Source organism: Streptococcus infantis, assembly GCF_047463615.1.
Lineage (GTDB): Bacteria > Bacillota > Bacilli > Lactobacillales > Streptococcaceae > Streptococcus > Streptococcus infantis_X.
In genome coordinates, this window is the sequence record NZ_JASHDO010000014.1 from 1 (window position 1) to 23,409 (window position 23,409).

The 23,409-nt window shown below is 41.9% G+C and carries 19 protein-coding genes and 1 pseudogene; 12 read left to right on the plus strand and 8 right to left on the minus strand.

Annotated elements, in window-relative coordinates; genetic code table 11:
* The coding region (locus tag QM874_RS09465) for an IS3 family transposase (protein WP_195327149.1) at positions 1 to 96 on the plus strand (96 nt) is incomplete at its 5' end.
* Positions 97 to 307: 211 nt separating this feature from the next.
* On the opposite strand, the gene QM874_RS09470 is transcribed toward QM874_RS09465, so the two are convergent.
* From QM874_RS09470 to QM874_RS09480, 3 genes and pseudogenes are all read right to left on the minus strand, one after another.
* Positions 308 to 613 (minus strand): rhodanese-like domain-containing protein, encoded by a 306-nt coding sequence (locus tag QM874_RS09470; protein ID WP_414317085.1) that lies wholly within the window; start codon positions 611 to 613, stop codon positions 308 to 310.
* Positions 603 to 779: pseudogene (locus QM874_RS09475) on the minus strand (CoA-disulfide reductase); the annotation flags it as partial. The pseudogene QM874_RS09475 and the gene QM874_RS09470, both read right to left, overlap by 11 nt.
* A complete protein-coding gene (locus QM874_RS09480; RefSeq protein ID WP_414317086.1) occupies positions 761 to 1,057 on the minus strand; it encodes a rhodanese-like domain-containing protein in 297 nt (98 codons plus the stop codon). The pseudogene QM874_RS09475 and the gene QM874_RS09480, both read right to left, overlap by 19 nt.
* Before the next feature lie 566 nt (positions 1,058 to 1,623).
* Between QM874_RS09480 and QM874_RS09485 the strand changes: the two genes are divergently transcribed.
* The 3 genes from QM874_RS09485 (at position 1,624) to QM874_RS09495 (ending at position 9,804) form a co-directional block, all read left to right on the plus strand.
* Positions 1,624 to 5,226: a DNA-directed RNA polymerase subunit beta gene (locus QM874_RS09485; RefSeq protein ID WP_414317087.1), complete on the plus strand. Its 3,603-nt coding sequence runs from the start codon at positions 1,624 to 1,626 to the stop codon at positions 5,224 to 5,226.
* 32 nt (positions 5,227 to 5,258) lie between these two features.
* Entirely contained in the window at positions 5,259 to 8,921 is a 3,663-nt protein-coding gene (rpoC, locus tag QM874_RS09490; RefSeq protein ID WP_414317088.1) for a DNA-directed RNA polymerase subunit beta', read from the plus strand.
* A 319-nt stretch (positions 8,922 to 9,240) separates the two neighbouring features.
* Positions 9,241 to 9,804 carry a sugar O-acetyltransferase gene (locus QM874_RS09495; protein WP_414315712.1) on the plus strand — a complete coding sequence of 188 codons (564 nt, stop codon included), beginning with the start codon at positions 9,241 to 9,243 and terminating at the stop codon, positions 9,802 to 9,804.
* 28 nt (positions 9,805 to 9,832) lie between these two features.
* Here the strand turns inward: QM874_RS09495 and QM874_RS09500 are convergent, their stop codons facing one another.
* Together QM874_RS09500 and QM874_RS09505 are read right to left on the minus strand one after the other, a co-directional pair.
* A complete protein-coding gene (locus QM874_RS09500) occupies positions 9,833 to 10,516 on the minus strand; it encodes a DUF4956 domain-containing protein (RefSeq protein WP_414315711.1) in 684 nt (227 codons plus the stop codon).
* Positions 10,509 to 11,285, minus strand: coding sequence for a polyphosphate polymerase domain-containing protein (locus QM874_RS09505; RefSeq protein WP_414317089.1), 777 nt, complete (start codon positions 11,283 to 11,285; stop codon positions 10,509 to 10,511). The genes QM874_RS09500 and QM874_RS09505 overlap by 8 nt, the downstream gene beginning before the upstream one ends.
* 206 nt (positions 11,286 to 11,491) lie before the next feature.
* Between QM874_RS09505 and QM874_RS09510 the strand changes: the two genes are divergently transcribed.
* Positions 11,492 to 12,712 carry a carbohydrate-binding domain-containing protein gene (locus QM874_RS09510; protein WP_414317090.1) on the plus strand — a complete coding sequence of 407 codons (1,221 nt, stop codon included), beginning with the start codon at positions 11,492 to 11,494 and terminating at the stop codon, positions 12,710 to 12,712.
* Positions 12,713 to 12,774: 62 nt separating this feature from the next.
* Here QM874_RS09510 and QM874_RS09515 read toward each other — a convergent pair whose 3' ends face one another.
* The 3 genes from QM874_RS09515 to QM874_RS09525 form a co-directional block, all read right to left on the minus strand.
* Complete coding sequence (locus QM874_RS09515) at positions 12,775 to 12,978, minus strand: CsbD family protein (RefSeq protein WP_000020982.1); 204 nt, start codon at positions 12,976 to 12,978, stop codon at positions 12,775 to 12,777.
* A gap of 117 nt (positions 12,979 to 13,095) precedes the next feature.
* Positions 13,096 to 13,728: a DUF421 domain-containing protein gene (locus QM874_RS09520; protein WP_414317091.1), complete on the minus strand. Its 633-nt coding sequence runs from the start codon at positions 13,726 to 13,728 to the stop codon at positions 13,096 to 13,098.
* Positions 13,725 to 14,177, minus strand: a complete 453-nt coding sequence (locus tag QM874_RS09525) for a DUF3290 family protein (protein WP_060956251.1) — start codon at positions 14,175 to 14,177, stop codon at positions 13,725 to 13,727. The genes QM874_RS09520 and QM874_RS09525 overlap by 4 nt, the downstream gene beginning before the upstream one ends.
* Positions 14,178 to 14,367: 190 nt before the next feature.
* Here QM874_RS09525 and QM874_RS09530 point away from each other — a divergent pair, with 190 nt between their 5' ends.
* From QM874_RS09530 to rpsD, 7 genes are all read left to right on the plus strand, one after another.
* Positions 14,368 to 15,132, plus strand: a complete 765-nt coding sequence (locus QM874_RS09530; RefSeq protein ID WP_036756144.1) for a nucleoside phosphorylase — start codon at positions 14,368 to 14,370, stop codon at positions 15,130 to 15,132.
* 32 nt (positions 15,133 to 15,164) lie between these two features.
* Entirely contained in the window at positions 15,165 to 16,541 is a 1,377-nt protein-coding gene (locus QM874_RS09535) for a TrkH family potassium uptake protein (RefSeq protein ID WP_414317092.1), read from the plus strand.
* A gap of 13 nt (positions 16,542 to 16,554) precedes the next feature.
* Positions 16,555 to 17,220 (plus strand): potassium channel family protein, encoded by a 666-nt coding sequence (locus QM874_RS09540; RefSeq protein WP_414317093.1) that lies wholly within the window; start codon positions 16,555 to 16,557, stop codon positions 17,218 to 17,220.
* A gap of 156 nt (positions 17,221 to 17,376) precedes the next feature.
* On the plus strand, positions 17,377 to 20,418 hold the full coding sequence (locus QM874_RS09545) for an SSURE domain-containing protein (protein WP_414317094.1): 3,042 nt from the start codon (positions 17,377 to 17,379) through the stop codon (positions 20,416 to 20,418).
* A 123-nt stretch (positions 20,419 to 20,541) separates the two neighbouring features.
* Positions 20,542 to 21,240, plus strand: a complete 699-nt coding sequence (locus QM874_RS09550) for a response regulator transcription factor (RefSeq protein ID WP_247935099.1) — start codon at positions 20,542 to 20,544, stop codon at positions 21,238 to 21,240.
* Positions 21,237 to 22,289, plus strand: coding sequence for a sensor histidine kinase (locus QM874_RS09555; protein WP_414317095.1), 1,053 nt, complete (start codon positions 21,237 to 21,239; stop codon positions 22,287 to 22,289). The genes QM874_RS09550 and QM874_RS09555 overlap by 4 nt, the downstream gene beginning before the upstream one ends.
* A 194-nt stretch (positions 22,290 to 22,483) precedes the next feature.
* Complete coding sequence (gene rpsD, locus QM874_RS09560; RefSeq protein WP_008810013.1) at positions 22,484 to 23,095, plus strand: 30S ribosomal protein S4; 612 nt, start codon at positions 22,484 to 22,486, stop codon at positions 23,093 to 23,095.
* The last annotated feature ends 314 nt before the right edge of the window (positions 23,096 to 23,409 follow it).

A 23,409-nucleotide genomic window follows, 5' to 3' on the forward strand; every position in this document is an offset into this window, starting at 1 on the left:
ATTGTAGACTATATTGATTACTACAACAACAAACGAATTAAGGTAAAACTAAAAGGACTTAGTCCTGTACAATACAGAACTAAATCCTTTGCTTAAATTAATTGTCTAACTTTTTGGGGTCAGTACAGACAAAACTTGACGGTAGGCGTTTTATTATGGGGAAGTGTACTGAGTTTTCACTTCCATTTTATACTCAATGAAAATCAAAGAGCAAACTAGGAAGCGAGCCGCAGGCTGTACTTGAGTACGGCAAGACGAAGCTGACGTGGTTTGAAGAGATTTTTGAAGAGTATTAATCTTATCCAACCTATTGTGCTGATTCTACCTCGCCTGGCCAGTGGTTCATACCACCTTCTACATTTGTGACCTTGAGTCCTTGGGCCCTAAGGAAGGAGCAGGCAGATACGGAGCGAGCTCCACCTTGACAAATGATATAGTATTCTTGATCGTCTTTGAGTTCCTTGTAGCCGTGCTCCAAGCTACTTAGTGGCAGATTTTTTGCACTAGGTGCATGTCCTGCTTGGTATTCATGTACTTCACGTACGTCGATAAGATTGAGTTCTTGGTTCTGATATTTTTCATAAAAGTCAGCCATGCTGATACTAGTTTCCATATTCGACTCCTTCTGGGTTAGTCATTTTGTATAGGGAATAAGCGCCGTCAAGCTTTTGGACGGCAACGCTTGCTTACTTGAGGATTCGCTTAGCGATACAGCTACCAAGACTACTGTGGCAGCTAACAATGTAGATTTGGTTTCTGTCTAGCTCTTCCAAGCCTTCATGCCACCTCGAACATTGATGACATGGTAGCCTTTTTTCTTTAGTTTTTTCGCAGCCATCTTACTGCGAACACCAGACTGACAAATGAGATATAAGGTTTCTTTTGTCGCTGGTTCATAAGAACCGATTTCAGTCAGGGGAACATTTTTGGCGCTTTCGATATGGCCTTTGCCAAATTCCGTAGGGGTCCGAACGTCCAGTAGCTGAATGGGTTCTTTGAGTTTAGTTTTTAACTCGCCAGTAGAAATACTGTCAATTTTTGTAAACAAATGAAACATAGGTACCTCCAAATATACCCTTATGGGGTATATTAAACCACTAAGTATAGTTTTTGTCAAGAAAGTTGAATTGACAAGCATTCTTTCTTATTTAGAAAAGTTTTTGTGCTTTTCCAGTATGTTAGATGATACACTACAAACAAAGGAGAACCGTTTTTTCAGTTGGTCGGCAGGATATATCATACAAGTGATTCTAATTATTCAAGAACGAACCAATGAAAACATTCTTTTCTGAAAACAAGCCCTATCAATATTTCAGGCAAAAAAATCGTTCAAAACCCTTGAAAAATCAAAGAAAATTAGGTATAATATGAATAATCATTTGTCGTAGGTTTTGTCTGAAATATTGTCCGGACAAGGCTCACAGCAGTTAAATCTTCTTACAAAAGTCAGATTTAGCTGCTCTTTTTGTGCTTTTTTTCAGGTTTTCTAGTGTTTGTAACAAAGATTTAAAAATTCTGAAAATTAGTTAAGGGGGATAAGGTGATAGAAGGTTTACAACCTTTTGACGATAATCAAAGGCCTAGACGACTAGGCTTGAAACTTTATTTTAAAGGAGAATCATCTTGGCAGGACATGACGTTCAATACGGGAAACATCGTACCCGTCGTAGTTTTTCAAGAATCAAAGAAGTTCTTGACTTACCAAATTTGATTGAAATTCAAACAGATTCATTCAAAGATTTCCTAGATCACGGTCTTAAGGAAGTATTTGAAGATGTATTGCCAATTTCAAACTTCACAGACACAATGGAGTTGGAGTTTGTAGGCTATGAGATCAAAGAACCAAAATACACGCTAGAGGAAGCACGTATCCACGATGCCAGCTACTCAGCACCTATCTTTGTAACCTTCCGCTTGATTAACAAAGAAACTGGCGAAATCAAGACACAGGAAGTCTTCTTTGGTGACTTCCCGATCATGACTGAGATGGGTACCTTCATCATCAATGGTGGTGAGCGTATCATCGTATCACAGTTGGTTCGTTCTCCAGGTGTTTACTTTAATGATAAGGTAGACAAAAATGGTAAAGTGGGCTACGGTTCAACTGTAATCCCTAACCGTGGAGCTTGGTTGGAGCTTGAAAGCGACTCAAAAGACATCGCCTACACTCGTATCGACCGTACTCGTAAGATTCCATTTACGACCTTGGTTCGTGCTCTTGGTTTCTCAGGTGATGATGAAATCTTTGATATCTTCGGTGACAGCGAATTGGTTCGCAATACCGTTGAAAAAGATATCCACAAGAACCCAATGGACTCTCGTACAGACGAAGCCTTGAAAGAAATCTACGAACGCCTTCGTCCAGGTGAGCCTAAGACTGCTGAGAGCTCACGTAGCTTGCTTGTGGCACGCTTCTTTGACCCACGCCGCTACGATTTGGCAGCCGTTGGTCGTTACAAGATCAATAAAAAACTCAACATCAAAACACGCTTGCTCAACCAAACCATCGCTGAGCCATTGGTAGATCCTGAAACTGGTGAAATCTTGGTAGAAGCTGGTACCGTTATGACTCGTAGCGTGATTGAAAGCATCGAGAACCACTTGGATGGCGACTTGAACAAAATCGTTTATATTCCAAACGATGCAGCTGTTCTGACAGAACCAGTTGTCCTTCAAAAATTCAAGGTTGTTGCCCCAACGGACCCAGATCGTGTTGTAACCATCATCGGAAATGCCAATCCAGACGACAAGGTTCGTGTTGTAACTCCTGCGGATATCCTTGCAGAGATGAGCTACTTCCTTAACTTGGCAGAAGGTATCGGACGTGTGGATGATATCGACCACCTTGGAAACCGTCGTATCCGTGCAGTTGGTGAATTGCTTGCCAACCAAGTACGTCTTGGACTTTCTCGTATGGAACGTAATGTCCGTGAACGTATGTCTGTTCAGGACAATGAAGTTTTAACACCACAACAAATCATCAATATCCGTCCTGTAACCGCTGCGGTTAAAGAATTCTTTGGTTCATCACAGTTGTCACAGTTCATGGACCAACACAACCCGCTTTCTGAGTTGTCTCACAAACGTCGTTTGTCAGCCTTAGGACCTGGTGGTTTGACACGTGACCGTGCAGGATATGAAGTACGTGACGTGCACTATACTCACTATGGTCGTATGTGTCCAATCGAGACACCTGAAGGACCGAACATCGGTTTGATCAACAACTTGTCTTCATACGGACACTTGAACAAATATGGTTTTGTTCAAACACCATATCGTAAGGTTGACCGTGAAACAGGCAAAGTAACTAACGAAATCGTTTGGTTGACTGCCGATGAAGAGGATGAATTTACTGTAGCGCAGGCTAACTCACGCCTTAACGAAGATGGCACATTTGCTGAGAAAACAGTTATGGGACGTCATCAAGGGGTCAACCAAGAGTATCCAGCTAGCGTTGTAGATTATATGGACGTATCACCTAAGCAGGTAGTTGCCGTTGCGACAGCATGTATTCCTTTCTTGGAAAACGATGACTCCAACCGTGCCCTCATGGGTGCCAACATGCAACGTCAGGCTGTTCCTTTGATCAATCCCAAAGCACCTTACGTTGGTACTGGTATGGAATACCAAGCAGCTCATGATTCTGGTGCTGCTGTTATTGCTCAGTATGATGGTAAAGTTACATATGCAGATGCTGATAAGGTAGAAGTTCGCCGCGAAGATGGTTCCCTTGATGTTTACCACATCCAAAAATTCCGTCGTTCAAACTCAGGTACTGCCTACAACCAACGTACCCTTGTTCGAGTTGGTGATCTTGTAGAAAAAGGTGACTTTATCGCTGACGGACCTTCAATGGAAAATGGGGAAATGGCGCTTGGACAAAACCCAATCGTTGCCTACATGACATGGGAAGGTTACAACTTCGAGGATGCCGTTATCATGAGCGAACGCTTGGTTAAAGACGATGTTTATACATCTGTCCACCTTGAAGAATATGAATCAGAAACACGCGATACAAAGCTTGGACCTGAAGAAATTACTCGTGAAATTCCAAACGTTGGTGAAGATGCTCTTAAAGACCTTGACGAAATGGGGATTATCCGTATCGGTGCTGAGGTTAAAGAAGGGGATATCCTTGTAGGTAAAGTAACACCTAAGGGTGAAAAAGACCTTTCAGCTGAAGAACGTCTCTTGCACGCTATCTTCGGAGACAAATCTCGTGAAGTTCGTGACACTTCTCTTCGTGTACCACACGGTGCCGATGGTGTTGTTCGTGATGTTAAGATCTTTACACGTGCAAATGGAGATGAATTGCAATCAGGTGTTAACATGCTGGTTCGAGTTTACATCGCTCAAAAACGTAAGATTAAGGTCGGAGATAAGATGGCCGGACGTCACGGAAACAAAGGGGTTGTCTCTCGTATCGTTCCTGTAGAAGACATGCCTTACCTTCCAGACGGAACTCCAGTCGACATCATGTTGAACCCACTTGGGGTGCCATCACGTATGAATATCGGTCAGGTTATGGAGCTCCACCTTGGTATGGCAGCTCGTACTCTTGGTATCCACATCGCAACACCAGTCTTTGACGGAGCAAGTTCTGAAGATCTTTGGTCAACTGTTAAGGAAGCAGGTATGGATAGCGATGCTAAGACTATCCTTTACGATGGACGTACTGGTGAACCATTTGATAACCGTGTGTCAGTTGGTGTCATGTACATGATCAAGCTCCACCACATGGTTGATGATAAATTGCACGCTCGTTCAGTCGGACCATACTCAACAGTTACGCAACAACCACTCGGAGGGAAAGCTCAGTTTGGTGGACAACGTTTCGGTGAGATGGAGGTTTGGGCGCTTGAAGCCTATGGTGCATCAAATGTCCTTCAAGAAATCTTGACTTACAAGTCTGACGATATCAACGGACGTTTGAAAGCCTATGAAGCTATTACAAAAGGAAAACCAATTCCAAAACCAGGTGTTCCAGAATCATTCCGAGTTCTTGTAAAAGAATTGCAATCTCTTGGTCTTGACATGCGTGTCCTTGACGAAGACGATCAAGAAGTGGAACTTCGTGACCTTGATGAAGGAATGGACGAAGATGTCATCCACGTAGATGACCTTGAAAAAGCCCGCGAAAGAGCAGCTCAAGAGGCTAAAGCAGCCTTTGAAGCAGAAGAAAATGCAAAAGCGGAAACAACAGAAGAAGCTGCTGAACAAGAATAAGCAGTTCACTTATAATAGAAAGGGAAGAAATAGTGGTTGATGTAAATCGTTTTAAAAGTATGCAAATCACACTAGCTTCTCCAAGCAAAGTCCGTTCATGGTCTTATGGAGAAGTCAAAAAACCTGAAACAATCAATTACCGTACGTTGAAACCAGAACGTGAAGGACTCTTTGACGAAGTGATCTTTGGTCCTACAAAAGACTGGGAATGTGCTTGTGGTAAATACAAACGCATTCGTTACAGAGGGATTGTTTGTGACCGTTGTGGTGTTGAAGTAACGCGTACAAAAGTTCGTCGTGAACGTATGGGACACATCGAGTTAAAAGCTCCTGTATCTCATATCTGGTATTTCAAGGGGATTCCAAGCCGTATGGGCTTGACCCTTGATATGAGTCCTCGTGCCCTCGAGGAAGTTATCTACTTTGCTGCTTACGTGGTGATTGATCCAAAAGATACACCACTTGAGCACAAGTCTATCATGACAGAGCGTGAATACCGTGAACGCTTGCGTGAGTTTGGTTACGGATCATTCGTTGCCAAGATGGGTGCCGAAGCTATCCAAGACCTCTTGAAGCAAGTAGATCTTGAAAAAGAAATTGCTGAGCTTAAAGAAGAATTGAAGACAGCAACTGGGCAAAAACGTATCAAAGCCATCCGTCGTTTGGATGTTTTGGATGCTTTCCACAAGTCTGGAAACAAGCCTGAATGGATGGTTCTTAACATCCTTCCAGTTATTCCACCAGATCTTCGTCCAATGTTGCAGTTGGATGGTGGCCGTTTTGCCTCATCTGACTTGAACGACCTTTACCGTCGTGTTATTAACCGTAACAATCGTTTGGCTCGTTTGCTTGAGTTGAACGCGCCAGGTATCATCGTTCAAAATGAGAAGCGTATGCTTCAAGAAGCGGTTGACGCTTTGATTGACAATGGTCGTCGTGGTCGTCCAATCACAGGACCAGGTAGCCGTCCACTTAAATCATTGAGCCACATGCTCAAAGGGAAGCAAGGACGCTTCCGTCAAAACTTGCTCGGTAAACGTGTTGACTTCTCAGGACGTTCCGTTATCGCCGTTGGTCCAACTCTTAAGATGTACCAATGTGGTGTGCCACGTGAAATGGCAATCGAGCTCTTTAAACCATTCGTTATGCGCGAAATCGTTGCTCGCGATATCGTTCAAAACGTTAAAGCGGCTAAACGCTTGGTAGAACGTGGAGATGAACGTATCTGGGATATCCTCGAAGAAGTTATCAAAGAACACCCAGTACTTCTTAACCGCGCACCTACCCTTCACCGTTTGGGTATCCAAGCCTTTGAACCTGTCTTGATTGACGGTAAAGCCCTTCGCTTGCACCCGCTTGTCTGTGAAGCCTACAATGCCGACTTTGACGGTGACCAAATGGCCATCCACGTACCACTTTCAGAAGAAGCCCAAGCAGAAGCTCGTATCTTGATGCTTGCTGCTGAGCATATCTTGAACCCTAAAGATGGTAAACCAGTTGTTACTCCATCTCAAGATATGGTTTTAGGTAACTACTACTTGACTATGGAAGAAGCTGGTCGTGAAGGCGAAGGTATGGTCTTCAAGGACCGTGACGAAGCTGTCATGGCTTACCGTAATGGTTATGTTCACCTCCACTCACGTGTTGGTATCGCAACAGATAGCTTGAACAAACCATGGACAGAAGAGCAAAAACACAAAATCTTGCTTACAACTGTAGGTAAAATCCTCTTCAACGATATCATGCCAGAAGGACTACCTTACTTGCAAGAGCCAACTAACGCTAACTTGACAGAAGGTGTTCCGGCTAAGTACTTCTTGCCACTAGGTGGAAATATCAAGGAAGCTATCGATGGACTTGAACTCAATCCACCATTCAAGAAGAAAAACCTTGGAAATATCATCGCTGAAATCTTCAAACGTTTCCGTACGACAGAAACATCTGCCCTACTTGACCGTATGAAGAACCTCGGTTACCACCATTCAACTCTTGCAGGTTTGACAGTAGGTATTGCTGATATTCCAGTCGTTGAAGACAAGGCTGAAATTATCGAAGAATCACACAAACGTGTAGAACAAATCACAAAACAATTCCGTCGTGGTATGATCACAGATGACGAACGCTACAATGCTGTTACAGCTGAATGGCGTGCTGCCCGTGAAAAACTCGAGAAACGTTTGGTTGCCAACCAAGATCCTAAGAACCCTATCGTTATGATGATGGACTCTGGAGCCCGTGGTAACATCTCAAACTTCTCACAGCTTGCCGGTATGCGTGGTCTGATGGCTGCTCCGAACGGACGTATCATGGAATTGCCAATCCTTTCAAACTTCCGCGAAGGTTTGTCAGTACTCGAAATGTTCTTCTCAACTCACGGTGCCCGTAAAGGTATGACTGATACGGCCCTTAAGACAGCCGACTCAGGTTACTTGACTCGTCGTTTGGTTGACGTTGCCCAAGACGTTATCATTCGTGAGGATGACTGTGGAACTGACCGTGGTCTCTTGATCCGCTCTATCACAGAAGGTAAAGAGATGATTGAGTCTCTCGAAGAACGTCTCAATGGTCGTTACACTAAGAAAACTGTTAAACACCCAGAAACTGGTGCAGTTATCATCGGTCCAAATGAATTGATTACAGAAGACAAGGCGCGTGAAATCGTCAATGCTGGTGTTGAAGAAGTGACTATCCGCTCTGTATTTACATGTAACACTCGTCATGGTGTCTGCCGTCACTGTTACGGTATCAACTTGGCGACTGGTGATGCGGTTGAAGTTGGTGAAGCAGTTGGTACAATCGCTGCCCAATCTATCGGGGAACCTGGTACACAGCTTACAATGCGTACCTTCCACACGGGTGGGGTTGCCTCAAATACCGATATCACTCAGGGTCTTCCTCGTGTCCAAGAGATCTTTGAAGCCCGCAATCCTAAAGGGGAAGCAGTCATCACAGAAGTCAAAGGGGAAGTTACAGCAATCGAAGAAGATGCTTCAACTCGTACTAAGAAAGTCTTCGTTAAAGGTGAAACTGGCGAAGGCGAATATGTGGTACCATTCACAGCACGTATGCGTGTAGAAGTTGGCGATCAAATCTCTCGTGGTGCAGCATTGACAGAAGGTTCTATCCAACCAAAACGTCTCCTTGCTGTACGTGATGTCTTGTCAGTTGAAACTTACCTCCTCGGTGAAGTACAAAAAGTTTACCGTAGCCAAGGGGTAGAAATCGGTGACAAACACATCGAGGTAATGGTTCGTCAAATGATCCGTAAAGTCCGTGTCATGGATCCAGGGGATACAGACCTTCTCATGGGTACTCTCATGGATATCAACGACTTTACAGATGCCAACAAAGATGTTCTTATCGCAGGTGGTGTTCCAGCGACTGGTCGCCCAGTCCTTATGGGAATTACCAAAGCCTCACTTGAAACAAATAGTTTCTTGTCAGCAGCTTCCTTCCAGGAAACAACTCGTGTCCTTACAGACGCAGCTATCCGTGGTAAGAAAGACCATCTCCTTGGTCTTAAGGAAAATGTTATCATCGGTAAGATTATCCCAGCTGGTACAGGTATGGCACGTTACCGTAACCTTGAACCACAAGCAGTCAACGAAGAGTCTTACCTAGCATCTTCACAAGAAGAAGCTCCAGTTGATACGACTGTAGAAGAAGTCGTTGAAACTGTTGAAGTAAGCGAATAAGTAGATGTTACTTAAGATCTGAGATGAAAAGATTAATCATTCACTATAGATTTTTAAGAAGGATCCACTAGATAAAAAAGCGAACAAGGCAGAATTCTGATTGTCAGAAAACTGGCTTTGCTCGCTTTTTTTATTTAAGGTTAGACTTGTGTTTTATAGTAGATTAAATAAAAAACAGTACACTGTGAATTCTAAAAAATGCTAGAAATTGACTTAACTGCTCTAGTAAATTTGTTCAGATTTTATTTCATTTCACTATAATTTGCTCTAGATTCAAAACTATGCTACAATCATCTAAAACAAGCAAGAAAGAAATAACATGAAAACAGAATATCAAAAAATGATCGCGGGAGAACCCTATCACCCGTTTGATCCAGAACTTCGTGCTCTAGCACAAACAGCACGACAAAAGCAAGCTGCTTTTAATGAAGAAGTCAATCCAGTAAAAGGTATGGGAATCATCAAAGGATGGTTTGGCTCAACTGGTGAAAATCTCTATGTCAATACTCGTTTGGTGGTGGATTATGGGGTCAATATTCATTTGGGAGAAAATTTTTATTCCAATTGGAATCTGACCATGTTGGATGTTTGTCCTATTACTATTGGCGACAATGCAATGATTGGTCCTAACTGCCAATTTTTGACACCTCTTCATCCTCTAGATCCAGAAGAACGAAATTCAGGTTTAGAATTTGGAAAACCAATCACGATTGGTAAAAACTTCTGGGCAGGAGGTGGCGTTATCGTCCTTCCAGGTGTTACACTAGGTGATAATGTTGTTGCAGGAGCAGGAGCTGTCATTACCAAATCTTTTGGTGACAATGTAGTTCTGGCAGGCAATCCAGCACGAGTTATCAAAGAAATTCCAGTCAAAGAAAATTAAAAGAACAGCAAAATGCTGTTCTTTTTTGCTAGAGATTTTTTCTCTTTTTAGCTTTCTTAGTCAAAGCGACGTCACATTTCTCGATCTGTTGTGTCAGATAGCTAGTCATTTGGAAATCGTCGGCATCTGCTTTTAACTCAACTTCATAGACAATGCTAAGGTTGTCCCCTGTATTTGTGCTATTGATCGTAATCATGTCAATTTCTGAGCAGAATTGGTCAAGAGCAGATTGGATAGCATCTTGAATCTTCTCTTGATTAGTTACCGTGATTGTTAAAAGTCTACGGCGTTGATTGTCGGTTTTTATTTGTTGATGTTCCAAAAGGAACCAAACACCCAAGATAAAGAGCGTGAAGAGAATGGCCAAGAAGAGATAGCCTGTTCCGCAAGCCAGACCGATAATAATGGCAAGGAAAATAGCAATCAGTTCTCTTGAACCACTCGTTGCAGAACGGAAACGGATCAAACTAAAGGTTCCGGCTACAGCAATCGAAGTACCCAAGCTCCCATTGACCAGAAAAATAACCAAGGTCATAAGGCAGGGAAGCAGAGTCAAGCTGATAGCAAATTCTCTGGTGTAGAGGGTCCGATATTTGTAGGTCCAAGTAAGTGCCAAACCGAGGATTAGACTGACTAGAAGTGCCAGCAGTAGTTGGAAGGGATCAGCACTTGCAGTGGCGTTGTTGAAAATTGAGTTAAATAGATTAAGCATAAGCGGTACCTGCGCTTTCTATACTGGGACGTGGTGCATAAGGAAACCCTTGAGATTTGTGGTAAGCACAACTGTATTTTGAAAATTTGTGCTCCATCAAACCATACTTGTCTAGAATGTCTTGTAACCACTGAGGTTTGTTTCCAGGAGCTTTAATCTCCATAATCACAGTATTGTCATCTAATAGAGGAGCCCCTTGATTTCCTGCGAAGAGACTGACATTTTCATCTCTATAGATTAGATTTTGGTCAATGGTGATACGAATTTTATTATAGTCGTAGCCCTCGATGTATTTTTTTTCTTTTAATGAATAACGATCGTAGTAGATGTACATACGAGGCTTGATAGCCTGCTTGTAATCTTGGTGAAGCTTTTTAACTTTTTCAATGACAACTGTATCAGTAATACTAGCATCCAAGTGCCCTTTGGTCATAAAGTTAAGGATAGAAATAGGAGTTGAGAGTAGTCTAAATTTGCGACCAACTCCTTCTTGATCCTTGGTTTTGATTTCTAAAAATACTTGACTATCTGCTTTGGGTTGGCTGAGATAGGTCCGCATCCGAACCTTTTCTTTTCGATTATTTCCAAAATCATCATCTTGGAGCACAGCAAAGTCTTCCGTATCAAAGTAGATATTTGAAATAGTTGAAATTGGATAGTCATCTTCTACTAAATATTCCTTTAAATCTTGGATGAGTTTATCTAAAATTTCTTTGGAGACAATATATTTGGTTTCAATCCGCTTAAAAGTTGTTTCGATTGGTTTCATAAGTCTTTCTCCTCTTGTTTTTAGTTATACTATTTTTAAACAAGGTGAACTTGCTTGTGTTTGATTTTAGGGGGCTTTTCTAAAACTTTTGTTAAATTTAACTTAATTGAAACTAAACTTAAGAAAACTTTCAGAAAAATTTTAGACTACTTTTAGGAAGCTCCCGTAGACTAAGAGCATGTAAAATGAAAGACGAGGAAATGAGCATGAAAGCAAAAAAATGGACATTCCTATTAACAAGTATAACAACTCTAGCACTGGTAACAGCATGTACCCAGTCAACTTCAAATACAACAGCTAGCAATACTGCGACAACGAAAACGAAATCAACTACAGAAGCTAAGAAAACTAGCTATTTTACAGACAAGGACTATGATACTTCTTATGATGAAAAGACAGCAGCAACTGTAACCTTGTCTGGGACAACAGCGACGGTATCAGGTGACGGAGTTGCCGTATCAGGTTCGACTGTTACTATTTCTAAGGCAGGAACCTATGTCATATCTGGTCAATCCGACGGAGTTCAAATCAAGATTGAAGCCGAAAAGACTGATGATGTACATATCGTACTAAACGGCGCCACTATGACCAATACCAATGCTGCTATTTCCGCTACATCAGCTGGTCATGTTTACCTAACTCTAGCAGATGGCACAACCAATAGCCTCTCAGATTCAGCTTCTAATAGTGATGAAAAAGCTGATGCAGCCCTCTTCTCTAAAGTGGACTTGACCATCAATGGTAAAGGAACTCTCAATGTAGATGGTAAGAAAAACAATGGTATTAAGGCCAACGATACACTTCACATCACAGGCGGAACTTACAACATCACAGCAGTTGGAGATGCCTTTAATGTCAATGATGAACTCAACATTACCGGCACAACCATGACTATCGATGCCAAGGAAGATGGAGTTAAGGTCGATAATGATGAGGACACATCTGTAGGAACCATGTATCTCTCTGATAATACCATCACTGTTACTGCAGGAGACGATGGTATCCACGCATCAGGTGGTTTGGTTATTGATAGTGGTACTTATACCGTTAAGAATTCTACAGAAGGGCTTGAAGGTAAGTCAATCACTATCAACGGTGGAGACATCACCATATACTCAACAGATGATGGTGTCAATGCGGCCAACAAAAACGCCCAACAAAGTGAAATCTTCTTTACTATGAATGGTGGGAATTTAACCGTTGAAGTTGGTCAAGGGGACACGGATCCAATTGACTCAAATGGTAACATTACTGTTACGGGAGGAACCATCAAAATGACTGGTCAAACTGGTTTTGACTTTGATGGAACAGCGACTTACACAGGCGGAGACATCTATTTCAATGGTGAAAAACAAACTGAGATTGTCAATTCTATACCTGGTGGAGGTGGACCTCAAGGGAATGGTGGCCCTGGTGGACGACCATAAAAGAAAATCTCCTTTCTCGAAAGAGAAGGGAGATTTTCTTATGTTATTAGGACGAAAAAGAATTATTCTCCGTCTTTTTTAAAGATGTTTTTTACGCCAGATACTGCACCTTCGACAGCTTCTTTTGCATCTTCAGCAACTTCTTTAGCTTTTGAAGCTACCTTTTCTGCAGCTCCTTCTGCTTGAGTTTTTGTATCGCCAGTTAGTTTACCAAAACCTTCTTTAACAGAACCTTTAGCTTGGTTGAATTTTTCTTCGATTGACATGGGGGATACCTCCGTTAATTTTTTGTATTATCTAAATTACATCAGATACTAATTTAAGTATATACCCTTTTATGCTAAAAAGCAAAAAACTGATACGAAAAGCATCAGTTTATTTTTTTAATAGGTTACAATATTTAATTGACCTTTATCATATTCAGCGATAAAGATATTAGAAACGTCTTCGAAACCTTCCTCTTTTAATTTTTCTGTTAGCCATTCTTCAGATTTGCCAATGGTTTCTAGGATTTCGACTTGGACAACGCCATCTGTAATGACTGGGTACTTAGGATTCTCGTCACCCATTCTTACGACAATCAGCTGTCCGTTTTGCTCAATCACAGCTCTCTTGACTTCTTTCAATTGGAAGATTCCTTGAGCGCGCAATTTAAGAGCTACATCTGCAGCTGCAAGACCTTTTGAGCGGCAGGTTTCAGGATCTAACTTACCATTTTTAATGATAATAGTTGGTTTCCCGTCAATTAAGTGTTTGAAAAAGGAAATATTGGTATTCAGCCATTTAAGGAGCAGGATGAGAATAGTCCAGATGATTAAGATTGTTACGTATTGGATGATGGTAATCGAGCTATTGTAGATAACCCCACCGATAATACCCCCGAGAACAAAGTTCTGGATTTGATCTACTGCAGAACTTGGTGCTAAATTTCCTTTACCTGTTACGTTAATAACAAAAACAAGAGAAAGTAGCCCCAAGGCCAATTTAATTGCAATCGTAGCAAAAAAGCTTATCATTTTTCAACCTCCACGAGTTCAACGTCTGATTTATAGAGTTCCATCTTTTCTAACAAATAGCTATCTTGGTCAGTCCCGCTAATGGCACGATAAAAATTGTCGCCAACCTTAATAATAGCTCCATCAGTAGTAGCTGAAGTATTGACATAAATATCTTTTTTATCAACACCTAACTCTTTTGATACAATCTCGATGAAGTGTAAGGAACTACGAAATTGATTATCATTGGATTGGCTGTTTTGAAAATTCGTAATGCTAATCAATACAAAAGCAATTAACGTCAAAATAGAAATGAGCGATAATTCACGGAACTTACTCCCTCTTTTATCTTTGAAAGCCTTAAATGCAAAGAATCCAGTCACAATCACTAAGAATGTCGACACAATAATCATGGTCCAATTCTGTTGACTAATCTGACTGAGAACATAGTCATATGAATAGAATTTCATAAGATTTCTCCCTTTTTTAAATTCAATCTATTATAAACTAATTCCTAAGCTATAGCAATTTTATTATGACGAAAAAAGCATTTAATTGTTGTTTCCTACTTAAGGTAGGTTTTTCTGATTTGACTTAGCCTCCCGTCTTGACTTTCGTTTAGCTTTTGTTATAATAGTACAAATTTAGAGGAGGTGCTTTATGATTCAAAAACATGCCATTCCTATTTTAGAATTTGATGACAATCCTCAGGCAGTCATCATGCCAAATCACGAAGGATTAGATTTACAATTGCCAAAGAAGTGTATCTATGCATTTTTGGAGGAGGAGATTGACCGCTACGCCCAGGAAATAGGAGCAGAGTGCGTTGGCGAGTTCATTTCTGCCACCAAGACTTATCCAGTCTATGTCATCAACTACAAGGGCGAGGAGATTTGTCTTGCCCAGGCTCCCGTTGGCTCTGCTCCAGCGGCCCAGTTTATGGATTGGTTGATTGGCTACGGTGTGGAACAAATCATTTCCACTGGAACCTGTGGCGTCCTAGCCGATATAGAGGAAAATGCCTTTCTGGTTCCAGTCCGAGCCCTGCGAGATGAGGGGACCAGCTACCACTATGTAGCGCCTTCTCGTTATATGGATGTACATGTCGAAGCGATTTCTGCCATCGAGCAAGTCTTGGAACAACTAGGCATTCCTTATGAAGAGGTTATGACTTGGTCGACAGATGGTTTTTACCGAGAAACAGCTGAAAAAGTTGCCTATCGTAAGAAAGAAGGCTGTGCAGTTGTGGAGATGGAGTGCTCCGCTCTTGCGGCAGTAGCCCAGCTACGTGGAGTTGTCTGGGGAGAGTTGCTCTTTACCGCAGATTCTTTAGCCGATTTAGAAAATTATGATAGCCGCGATTGGGGTTCAGAAGCTTTTGACAAGGCCTTAGAACTCTGTCTTGAAATCGTTAGTCATATGTGACTGCTTTAACTGTTTTATGGTACAATGTAACTATGTTATTCAAATCATTTTCGGAAAAAATAAACACGACCTTGGGGCGTTTATCACCTGCTCGTCGAATTTTTTTAAGTTTTGCTTTGGTTATTCTCGCAGGCTCTCTCCTTTTGAGTCTGCCATTTGTGCAAGCAACAAGCTCCCAAGCGACCTATTTCGACCATCTCTTTACAGCAGTATCCATGGTCTGTGTGACAGGACTCTTTACTCAACCAGTAGCTACCACATATAACATCTGGGGGCAGTTAATCTGTATGTTTTTAATCCAGATTGGTGGTTTGGGTCTCATGACCTTTATAGGGGTCTTTTATATTCAAAGCAAGCAAAAGCTAAGTCTTCGTAGCCGTGAAACAATTCTGGAGAGCTTTAGTTATGGAGAAACTCAGTCTTTAATGGTTTTCATACGTTCGATTTTCTTGACGACTTTTATCGTTGAAGGACTCGGAGCCTTCCTGTTAAGTTTTCGTTTTGTTCCGGAATTTGGTTGGGGCCGAGGGATTTTTACCTCTATCTTCGTAGCTATTTCAGCTTTCTGTAATGCTGGTTTTGATAATTTTGGAAGTACAAGTTTAGTAGCTTTTCAAACTGATCCTTTGATTAATCTAGTGCTTGCTGCTTTGATCATCACAGGCGGTCTAGGGTTCATGGTTTGGTTTGACCTGGCCACGCAGTTGAGCAAGAAAAAACGTCGGCTTCGCTTCCATACCAAGTTGGTTCTCTTCTTGACTGCTGGAATTTTATTTACTGGAACAGTTTCAACCCTCTTGATAGAGTGGAACAATCCGGGAACGATTGGAAATCTCAGCATCCCTGATAAATTGCTAGTCAGTTTTTTCCAAACAGTTAGCATGAGAACGGCGGGTTTTGCTTCTATTGATTTTACCCAGGCTCGGCCTGTTACTTTGCTGATTTATATCTTACAAATGTTTCTCGGTGGGGCGCCTGGTGGAACAGCCGGGGGGCTTAAAATCACAACCTTCTTTGTATTATTGGTCTTTGCACGCAGTGAACTTTTAGGATTACCCCATGCCAATGTAGCTCGGAGAACAATTTTACCTCGGACAGTCCAAAAATCATTCAGTGTTTTTATCATCTTCTTGATAACTTTTTTATTGGGCTTAATCTTAGTAGGAATAACAGCTGAGGGAAATCCGCGCTTTATCTACATCATGTTCGAGACAATTTCAGCGCTTGCCACGGTCGGAGTGACTGCCAATCTGACACCAGAGTTAGGTAGATTAGCTCTTAGCATTATCATGCTACTGATGTTTATCGGACGAATTGGGCCGCTGACGCTATTAGTTAGTTTGGCTGAGTATCAACCAGATAAGAAAGATATGATCCACTATATGAAAGCAGATATTACCATAGGATAAGAAAGGATAAACTATGTCAGATCGGACAATTGGAATTTTAGGTTTGGGAATTTTTGGGAGCAGTGTTCTCGCGGCTCTTGCTATGCATGATGTAAATATAATCGCCATTGATGACCATGAGGAGCGAATCAATCAGTTCGAACCAGTCTTGGTACGTGGAGTTGTTGGAGATATTACCGATGAAGAGCTCTTGCTCTCAGCAGGAATTGACACCTGCGATACAGTTGTCGTGGCAACTGGGGAAAATTTAGAATCAAGTGTGCTTGCAGTCATGCATTGCAAGAGTCTAGGAGTGCCAACTGTTATTGCTAAGGTTAAAAGCCATACAGCAAAAAAAGTCCTTGAAAAAATTGGCGCAGATTCAGTCATCTCACCAGAGTTTGAAATGGGGCGCTCATTGGCACAGACTATTTTATTTAATAACAGCGTTGATGTTTTTCAGTTGGATAAAAATGTCTCTATTGTTGAGATGAAAATTCCACGGTCGTGGGCAGGTAAGAGTCTAAGTGAACTTGATCTTCGAGGACAATACAATCTCAATATTCTTGGTTTTCGTGACTATGAAAATGCTCCTCTAGACGTTCAGTTTGGTCCAGATGATCAATTGAAAGCTGATGGCTATATGATGGCAGTAATCAATAACCAATATTTGGATAATCTAGCACACCTCAATGATTAAAAGAGAAATGACTAATCTTTTTTCTAGTGACTATTGAGTCAATATAAGTATTTTATAAGAAGGATTTAAGAAAAATTTTAACTTTTTCTTAATCCTTTTTAATTTTAGGAGATTATACTAGAGCTATCAAAAAAAGAAAACTCTAAGGAGAATCCTATGAAATTCAATTCAAATCAAAGATATACTCGTTGGTCTATTCGTCGTCTCAGTGTCGGTGTCGCCTCAGTTGTTGTGACCAGTGGCTTCTTTGTCCTAGTTGGTCAACCAAGTTCTGTACGTGCCGATGAGGTCAATCCGACCCCTGCTCAAGTCGTGCCAGATGCTGCTTCGGTGAGTGCAAAGAGCGACTTACCAGTAGAGCTACTCAAAGAAGCAGTCGATACAGCTCTTCCTTCAGAACAGGCAGACTTAGCATCCAAAGCAAGCTTGGATACTACAAACTCTCCAGAGAAAGCGGATGTAGCTGCTAAAGACCAAGTAGTAGTACCAAAAGAAGAAGTACAAGCAAAACCAGAGTCTAAGAAAGAAACAGAAGATTCGGTTAAGCCTGCAACAAATTCTGCTCCTGTAGTGTCTGAGCAAGAGCGTGAAGCAAGTGAAGCTCAACCAGCAACCACTCCAGCTGAAGTTCAAAAAGGTGTGGCAGACAACACCAAAGATACAGTGGATGTTCCAGCTTCTTACTTGGATAGAGCTAACTTCCCAGGCCCATTCACAGCAGGTGTTAACCAAGTTATTCCATACGAATTCTTCGCTGGAGACGGTATGTTAACTCGTTTGATTTTGAAAGCATCAGATAAGGCTCCATGGTCTGACAATGGTTCAGCTAAAAATCCAGCTCTTCCACCAGTAGAAAAATTGGGCAAAGGCCTTTACTTCTATGAAGTGGACTTGGCTGGCACTCAAGGCAAATCAGATAAAGAGCTTCTTGACCTCTTGAAACAAAACGGCACTCAAAGCTACAAAGCTACCATCAAGGTGTATGGTGCGAAAGATGGCAAGGCAGATTTGAATAATCTCGTAGCGACTAAAGATTTGAATGTCAATTTGAATGGCTTGACCACTCCAGCTGAAGTTCAAAAAGGTGTGGCAGACAACACCAAAGATACAGTGGATGTTCCAGCTTCTTACTTGGATAGAGCTAACTTCCCAGGCCCATTCACAGCAGGTGTTAACCAAGTTATTCCATACGAATTCTTCGCTGGAGACGGTATGTTAACTCGTTTGATTTTGAAAGCATCAGATAAGGCTCCATGGTCTGACAATGGTTCAGCTAAAAATCCAGCTCTTCCACCAGTAGAAAAATTGGGCAAAGGCCTTTACTTCTATGAAGTGGACTTGGCTGGCACTCAAGGCAAATCAGATAAAGAGCTTCTTGACCTCTTGAAACAAAACGGCACTCAAAGCTACAAAGCTACCATCAAGGTGTATGGTGCGAAAGATGGCAAGGCAGATTTGAATAATCTCGTAGCGACTAAAGATTTGAATGTCAATTTGAATGGCTTGACCACTCCAGCTGAAGTTCAAAAAGGAGTGGCTGACAATACAAAAGACATAGTAGATGTTCCAGCCTCTTATCTGGATAAGGCCAACTTCCCTGGTCCATTCACAGCCGGTGTTAACCAAGTCATCCCATACGAGTTCTTCGCTGGTGACGGTATGTTGACTCGTCTGATTTTGAAAGCCTCAGACAAAGCTCCATGGTCAGACAACGGTTCAGCTAAAAATCCTGCTCTCCCACCAGTAGAAAAATTGGTCAAAGGTCTTTACTTCTATGAAGTGGACTTGGCCGGTACTCAAGGCAAATCTGACAAAGAACTTCTTGACCTCTTGAAACAAAATGGTACACAAAGCTATAAAGCTACTATCAAAGTGTACGGCGCAAAAGATGGCAAGGCAGATTTGAGCAATCTTGTAGCGACTAAGGACTTGACAGTAAACTTGAATGGCTTAACTACTCCAGCTGAAGTACAAAAAGGAGTGGCCGACAATACCAAAGACACAGTAGATGTTCCAGCTACTTACTTGGATAAAGCCAACTTCCCAGGCCCATTCACAGCTGGTGTCAACCAAGTCATTCCATACGAATTCTTCGCTGGTGACGGTATGTTGACTCGCCTTATCTTGAAAGCGTCCGACAAGGCTCCATGGTCAGACAATGGCTCAGCCAAAAATCCTGCTCTCCCACCAGTAGAGAAATTGGGCAAAGGTCTCTACTTCTATGAAGTGGATTTGGCAGGTACCCAAGGCAAATCTGATAAAGAGCTTCTTGACCTCTTAAAACAAAATGGTGCGCAAAGTTATAAAGCTACTATCAAAGTGTACGGCACTAAAGATGGCAAGGCTGATTTGACTAACCTCGTAGCGACTAAGGATTTGGATGTCAACTTGAATGGCTTGACTACTCCAGCTGAAGTACAAAAAGGAGTGGCCGACAACACCAAAGACACAGTAGATGTCCCAGCCACTTATTTGGACAAGGCCAACTTCCCAGGCCCATTCACAGCCGGAGTCAACCAAGTCATTCCATACGAATTCTTCGCTGGTGACGGCATGTTGACTCGCCTTATCTTGAAAGCCTCAGACAAGGCTCCATGGTCAGACAACGGTTCGGCTAAAAATCCCGCCCTCCCACCAGTAGAGAAATTAGGCAAAGGTCTCTACTTCTACGAAGTGGACTTGGCAGGCACTCAAGGCAAATCAGACAAAGAGCTTCTAGACCTCTTAAAACAAAATGGCACTCAAAGTTATAAAGCTACCATCAAAGTGTACGGCGCTAAAGATGGCAAAGTAGATTTGAGTAATCTTGTAGCGACTAAGGATTTGACAGTAAACTTGAATGGGTATAAGTCTCTCAATCCGATGAAATCTAAAATGCCAGCTGCTAGCCAGGATAAGATGGTGCATAGCAAGGAGCAGGACAAAACTATGAATGCTAGCCAGCCAATGGCAACACCAAACATGAAACAAGACCAAGCTCCAGCAGCCTCAAGCAAAATGTCTGATGAAAGCAAGATGGCATCTAATAACAAGACGTCAAGTCCAATGATGGCTAATCAAAAGAAAGAGCAAAAAGACATGCTTCCATATACTGGTGAAGGCCAAACATCAATGACTACTCTTGGATTCGTTGGATTCGCCTTGGCCGGACTGCTAGGTGGCCTCGGTTTGAAAGCTAAAAAAGAGGAAAATGACTAGTCTAGCTACAGACTTTCTATCTAGGATTTAAAAAATCCAGATAGCGATTAGAATGTTCGTAAAGAGATTAAAATAGTGTTATACTATTGTGGTATAGCACTGTTTTTTTCAAAGGAGAGACAGATGGGAAAGACTATTTTACTCGTTGACGACGAGGTAGAAATCACAGATATTCATCAACGCTATCTGGTTCAGGCAGGGTATCAGGTTTTGGTGGCTCATGATGGAGTAGAGGCCTTGGAAATCTTCAAGCGAAAAGTGATTGATTTGATTATTACAGATATCATGATGCCTCGGATGGATGGTTATGATTTGATTAGTGAGGTTCAGTATCAATCTCCAGATCAGCCTTTTCTCTTTATCACGGCTAAGACTAGCGAGCAGGACAAGATTTATGGCTTGAGCCTAGGGGCAGATGACTTTATTGCCAAGCCCTTTAGCCCTCGTGAGCTGGTTTTGCGTGTCCACAATATCATGCGTCGCCTTCATCGTGGAGGTGATACAGAAGTCGTCAGTCTCGGGGATTTACGGATGAATCACGGTAGTCATGAGGTCCAAGTCGGAGATGTGGCGCTTGATTTGACAGTCAAATCCTTCGAACTTCTATGGCTTTTAGCTAGTAATCCAGAGCGAGTTTTTTCTAAGACAGACCTCTATGAAAAAGTCTGGCAAGAAGACTATGTAGATGATACTAATACCTTGAATGTTCATATTCATGCTCTTCGACAGGAGTTGGCTAAACATTCTAGTGCAGAAACACCGACCATCAAAACCGTCTGGGGCTTGGGCTACAAAATTGAGAAAGCACGAGGTAGACAATGAAACTAAAAAGTTATATTTTAGTGGGGTATGTCATTTCAACACTTCTAACGATTATCGTTGTCTTTTGGGCCATCCAGCGAATGCTAATTGACGAAAGAGAAATTTATTTCTTGGTGGGGATGACTCTCATGGCTAGTTTTGTCGGTGCTGGGATTAGTCTCTTTCTCCTGTCGCCAGTCTTTACTTCATTGGGTAAACTGAAGGAACATGCCAAGCGAGTAGCAGACAAGGACTTTTCATCAAATCTGGAGGTTCAAGGCCCTGTAGAATTTCAGCAATTAGGCCAAGCTTTTAATGAAATGTCCCATGATTTGCAGGAGACCTTTGATTCCTTGGAAGAAAGCGAACGAGAAAAGGGCTTGATGATTGCCCAGCTATCTCATGATATCAAGACTCCCATTACTTCGATTCAAGCGACGGTAGAAGGGATTTTGGATGGGGTTATCAAGGAAGGAGAACAGGACCATTATCTAGCAACCATTGGACGCCAGACGGAAAGACTCAATAAACTAGTTGAAGAGTTGAATTATTTGACCCTAAACACAGCTAGAAATCAGGTGGAACCGACCAGCAAGGACAACATTTTTTTGGACCAGCTCTTGATTGAGTGTATGAGTGAATTTCAGTTCTTGATTGAGCAGGAGGGACGAGATGTCCATTTGCAGGTAATCCCAGAGTCTGCCCGGATTGAGGGAGATTATGCCAAACTTTCTCGTATCTTGGTGAATCTGGTCAATAACGCTTTTAAATACTCTGCTCCAGGAACCAAGCTGGAGGTGGTAGCTAAACTGGAGAAGAACCAGCTTTCAATCAGTGTAACGGATGAGGGGCAGGGCATTGCCCCAGAGGACTTGGAGAATATTTTCAAACGCCTTTATCGTGTCGAAACTTCGCGTAACATGAAAACAGGTGGTCATGGCTTAGGGCTTGCGATTGCGCGTGAATTGGCCCATCAATTGGGTGGGGAAATTACAGTCAGTAGCCAGTACGGACTAGGAAGCACCTTTACCCTCCTTCTCAATCTCTCTGGCAATGAAAATAAAGCTTAAAACCCCTTTACAAATCTAACCATTCATGGTACAATATCCCTTGTGTGAAATATCAGCAGGAAAGCATGAAGCTCGTCAACAGATGTCTTCTGATAAGTAACCTTGGCTGTTTAGGCGAAGGGCATCTGCACGAATCAGGGCTTTCTAAGTGACTATTTCCACCGAAATATTAATTATATCAGGAGGACATATACATGTCACGTTATACAGGACCATCTTGGAAACAAGCTCGTCGCCTTGGCCTTTCACTTACAGGTACAGGTAAAGAATTGGCACGTCGTAACTACGTACCAGGACAACACGGACCAAACAACCGTTCTAAATTGTCAGAATACGGTTTGCAATTGGCTGAAAAACAAAAACTTCGTTTCACTTACGGTGTAGGTGAAAAACAATTCCGTAACTTGTTCGTACAAGCTACTAAGATTAAAGAAGGAATCCTTGGTTTCAACTTCATGCTCCTTTTGGAACGTCGTTTGGATAACGTTGTTTACCGTCTTGGCCTTGCAACTACACGTCGTCAAGCACGTCAATTCGTAAACCACGGTCACATTCTTGTTGACGGAAAACGTGTTGATATCCCATCATACCGCGTAACTCCAGGTCAAGTGATCTCAGTTCGTGAAAAATCATTAAAAGTTCCAGCAATCCTTGAAGCAGTAGAAGCTACTCTTGGACGTCCAGCATTCGTATCATTCGACGCTGAAAAATTGGAAGGTTCATTGACTCGTTTGCCAGAACGTGATGAAATCAACCCAGAAATCAACGAAGCCCTTGTCGTTGAATTCTACAACAAAATGCTTTAATTTTAAGATATATCTTACGAAAAGCCTACAACAGTGGGCTTTTTTCTTTATCTTTGAGATGCTGTTTGTTTTATAAATCACTTTTCGGAAATCGACATATAAAATCAAGAAGAGATTGTCTTTTTTCACCTAACTTGTCAACATTCACGATTTCCATAACATCAGAGGGTAAAAAAGAGACAAGATAGAAACTAGGGCCCTTCTTTCCCCCTTTCTCTGCTATACTACAAGCAGAGAAAGGGGGAAAGCAAATGCTTGAGAAATACTATGCAAAGGTAAAAGGGATTGTCCATAAATGCCGAAAAGATTATTAT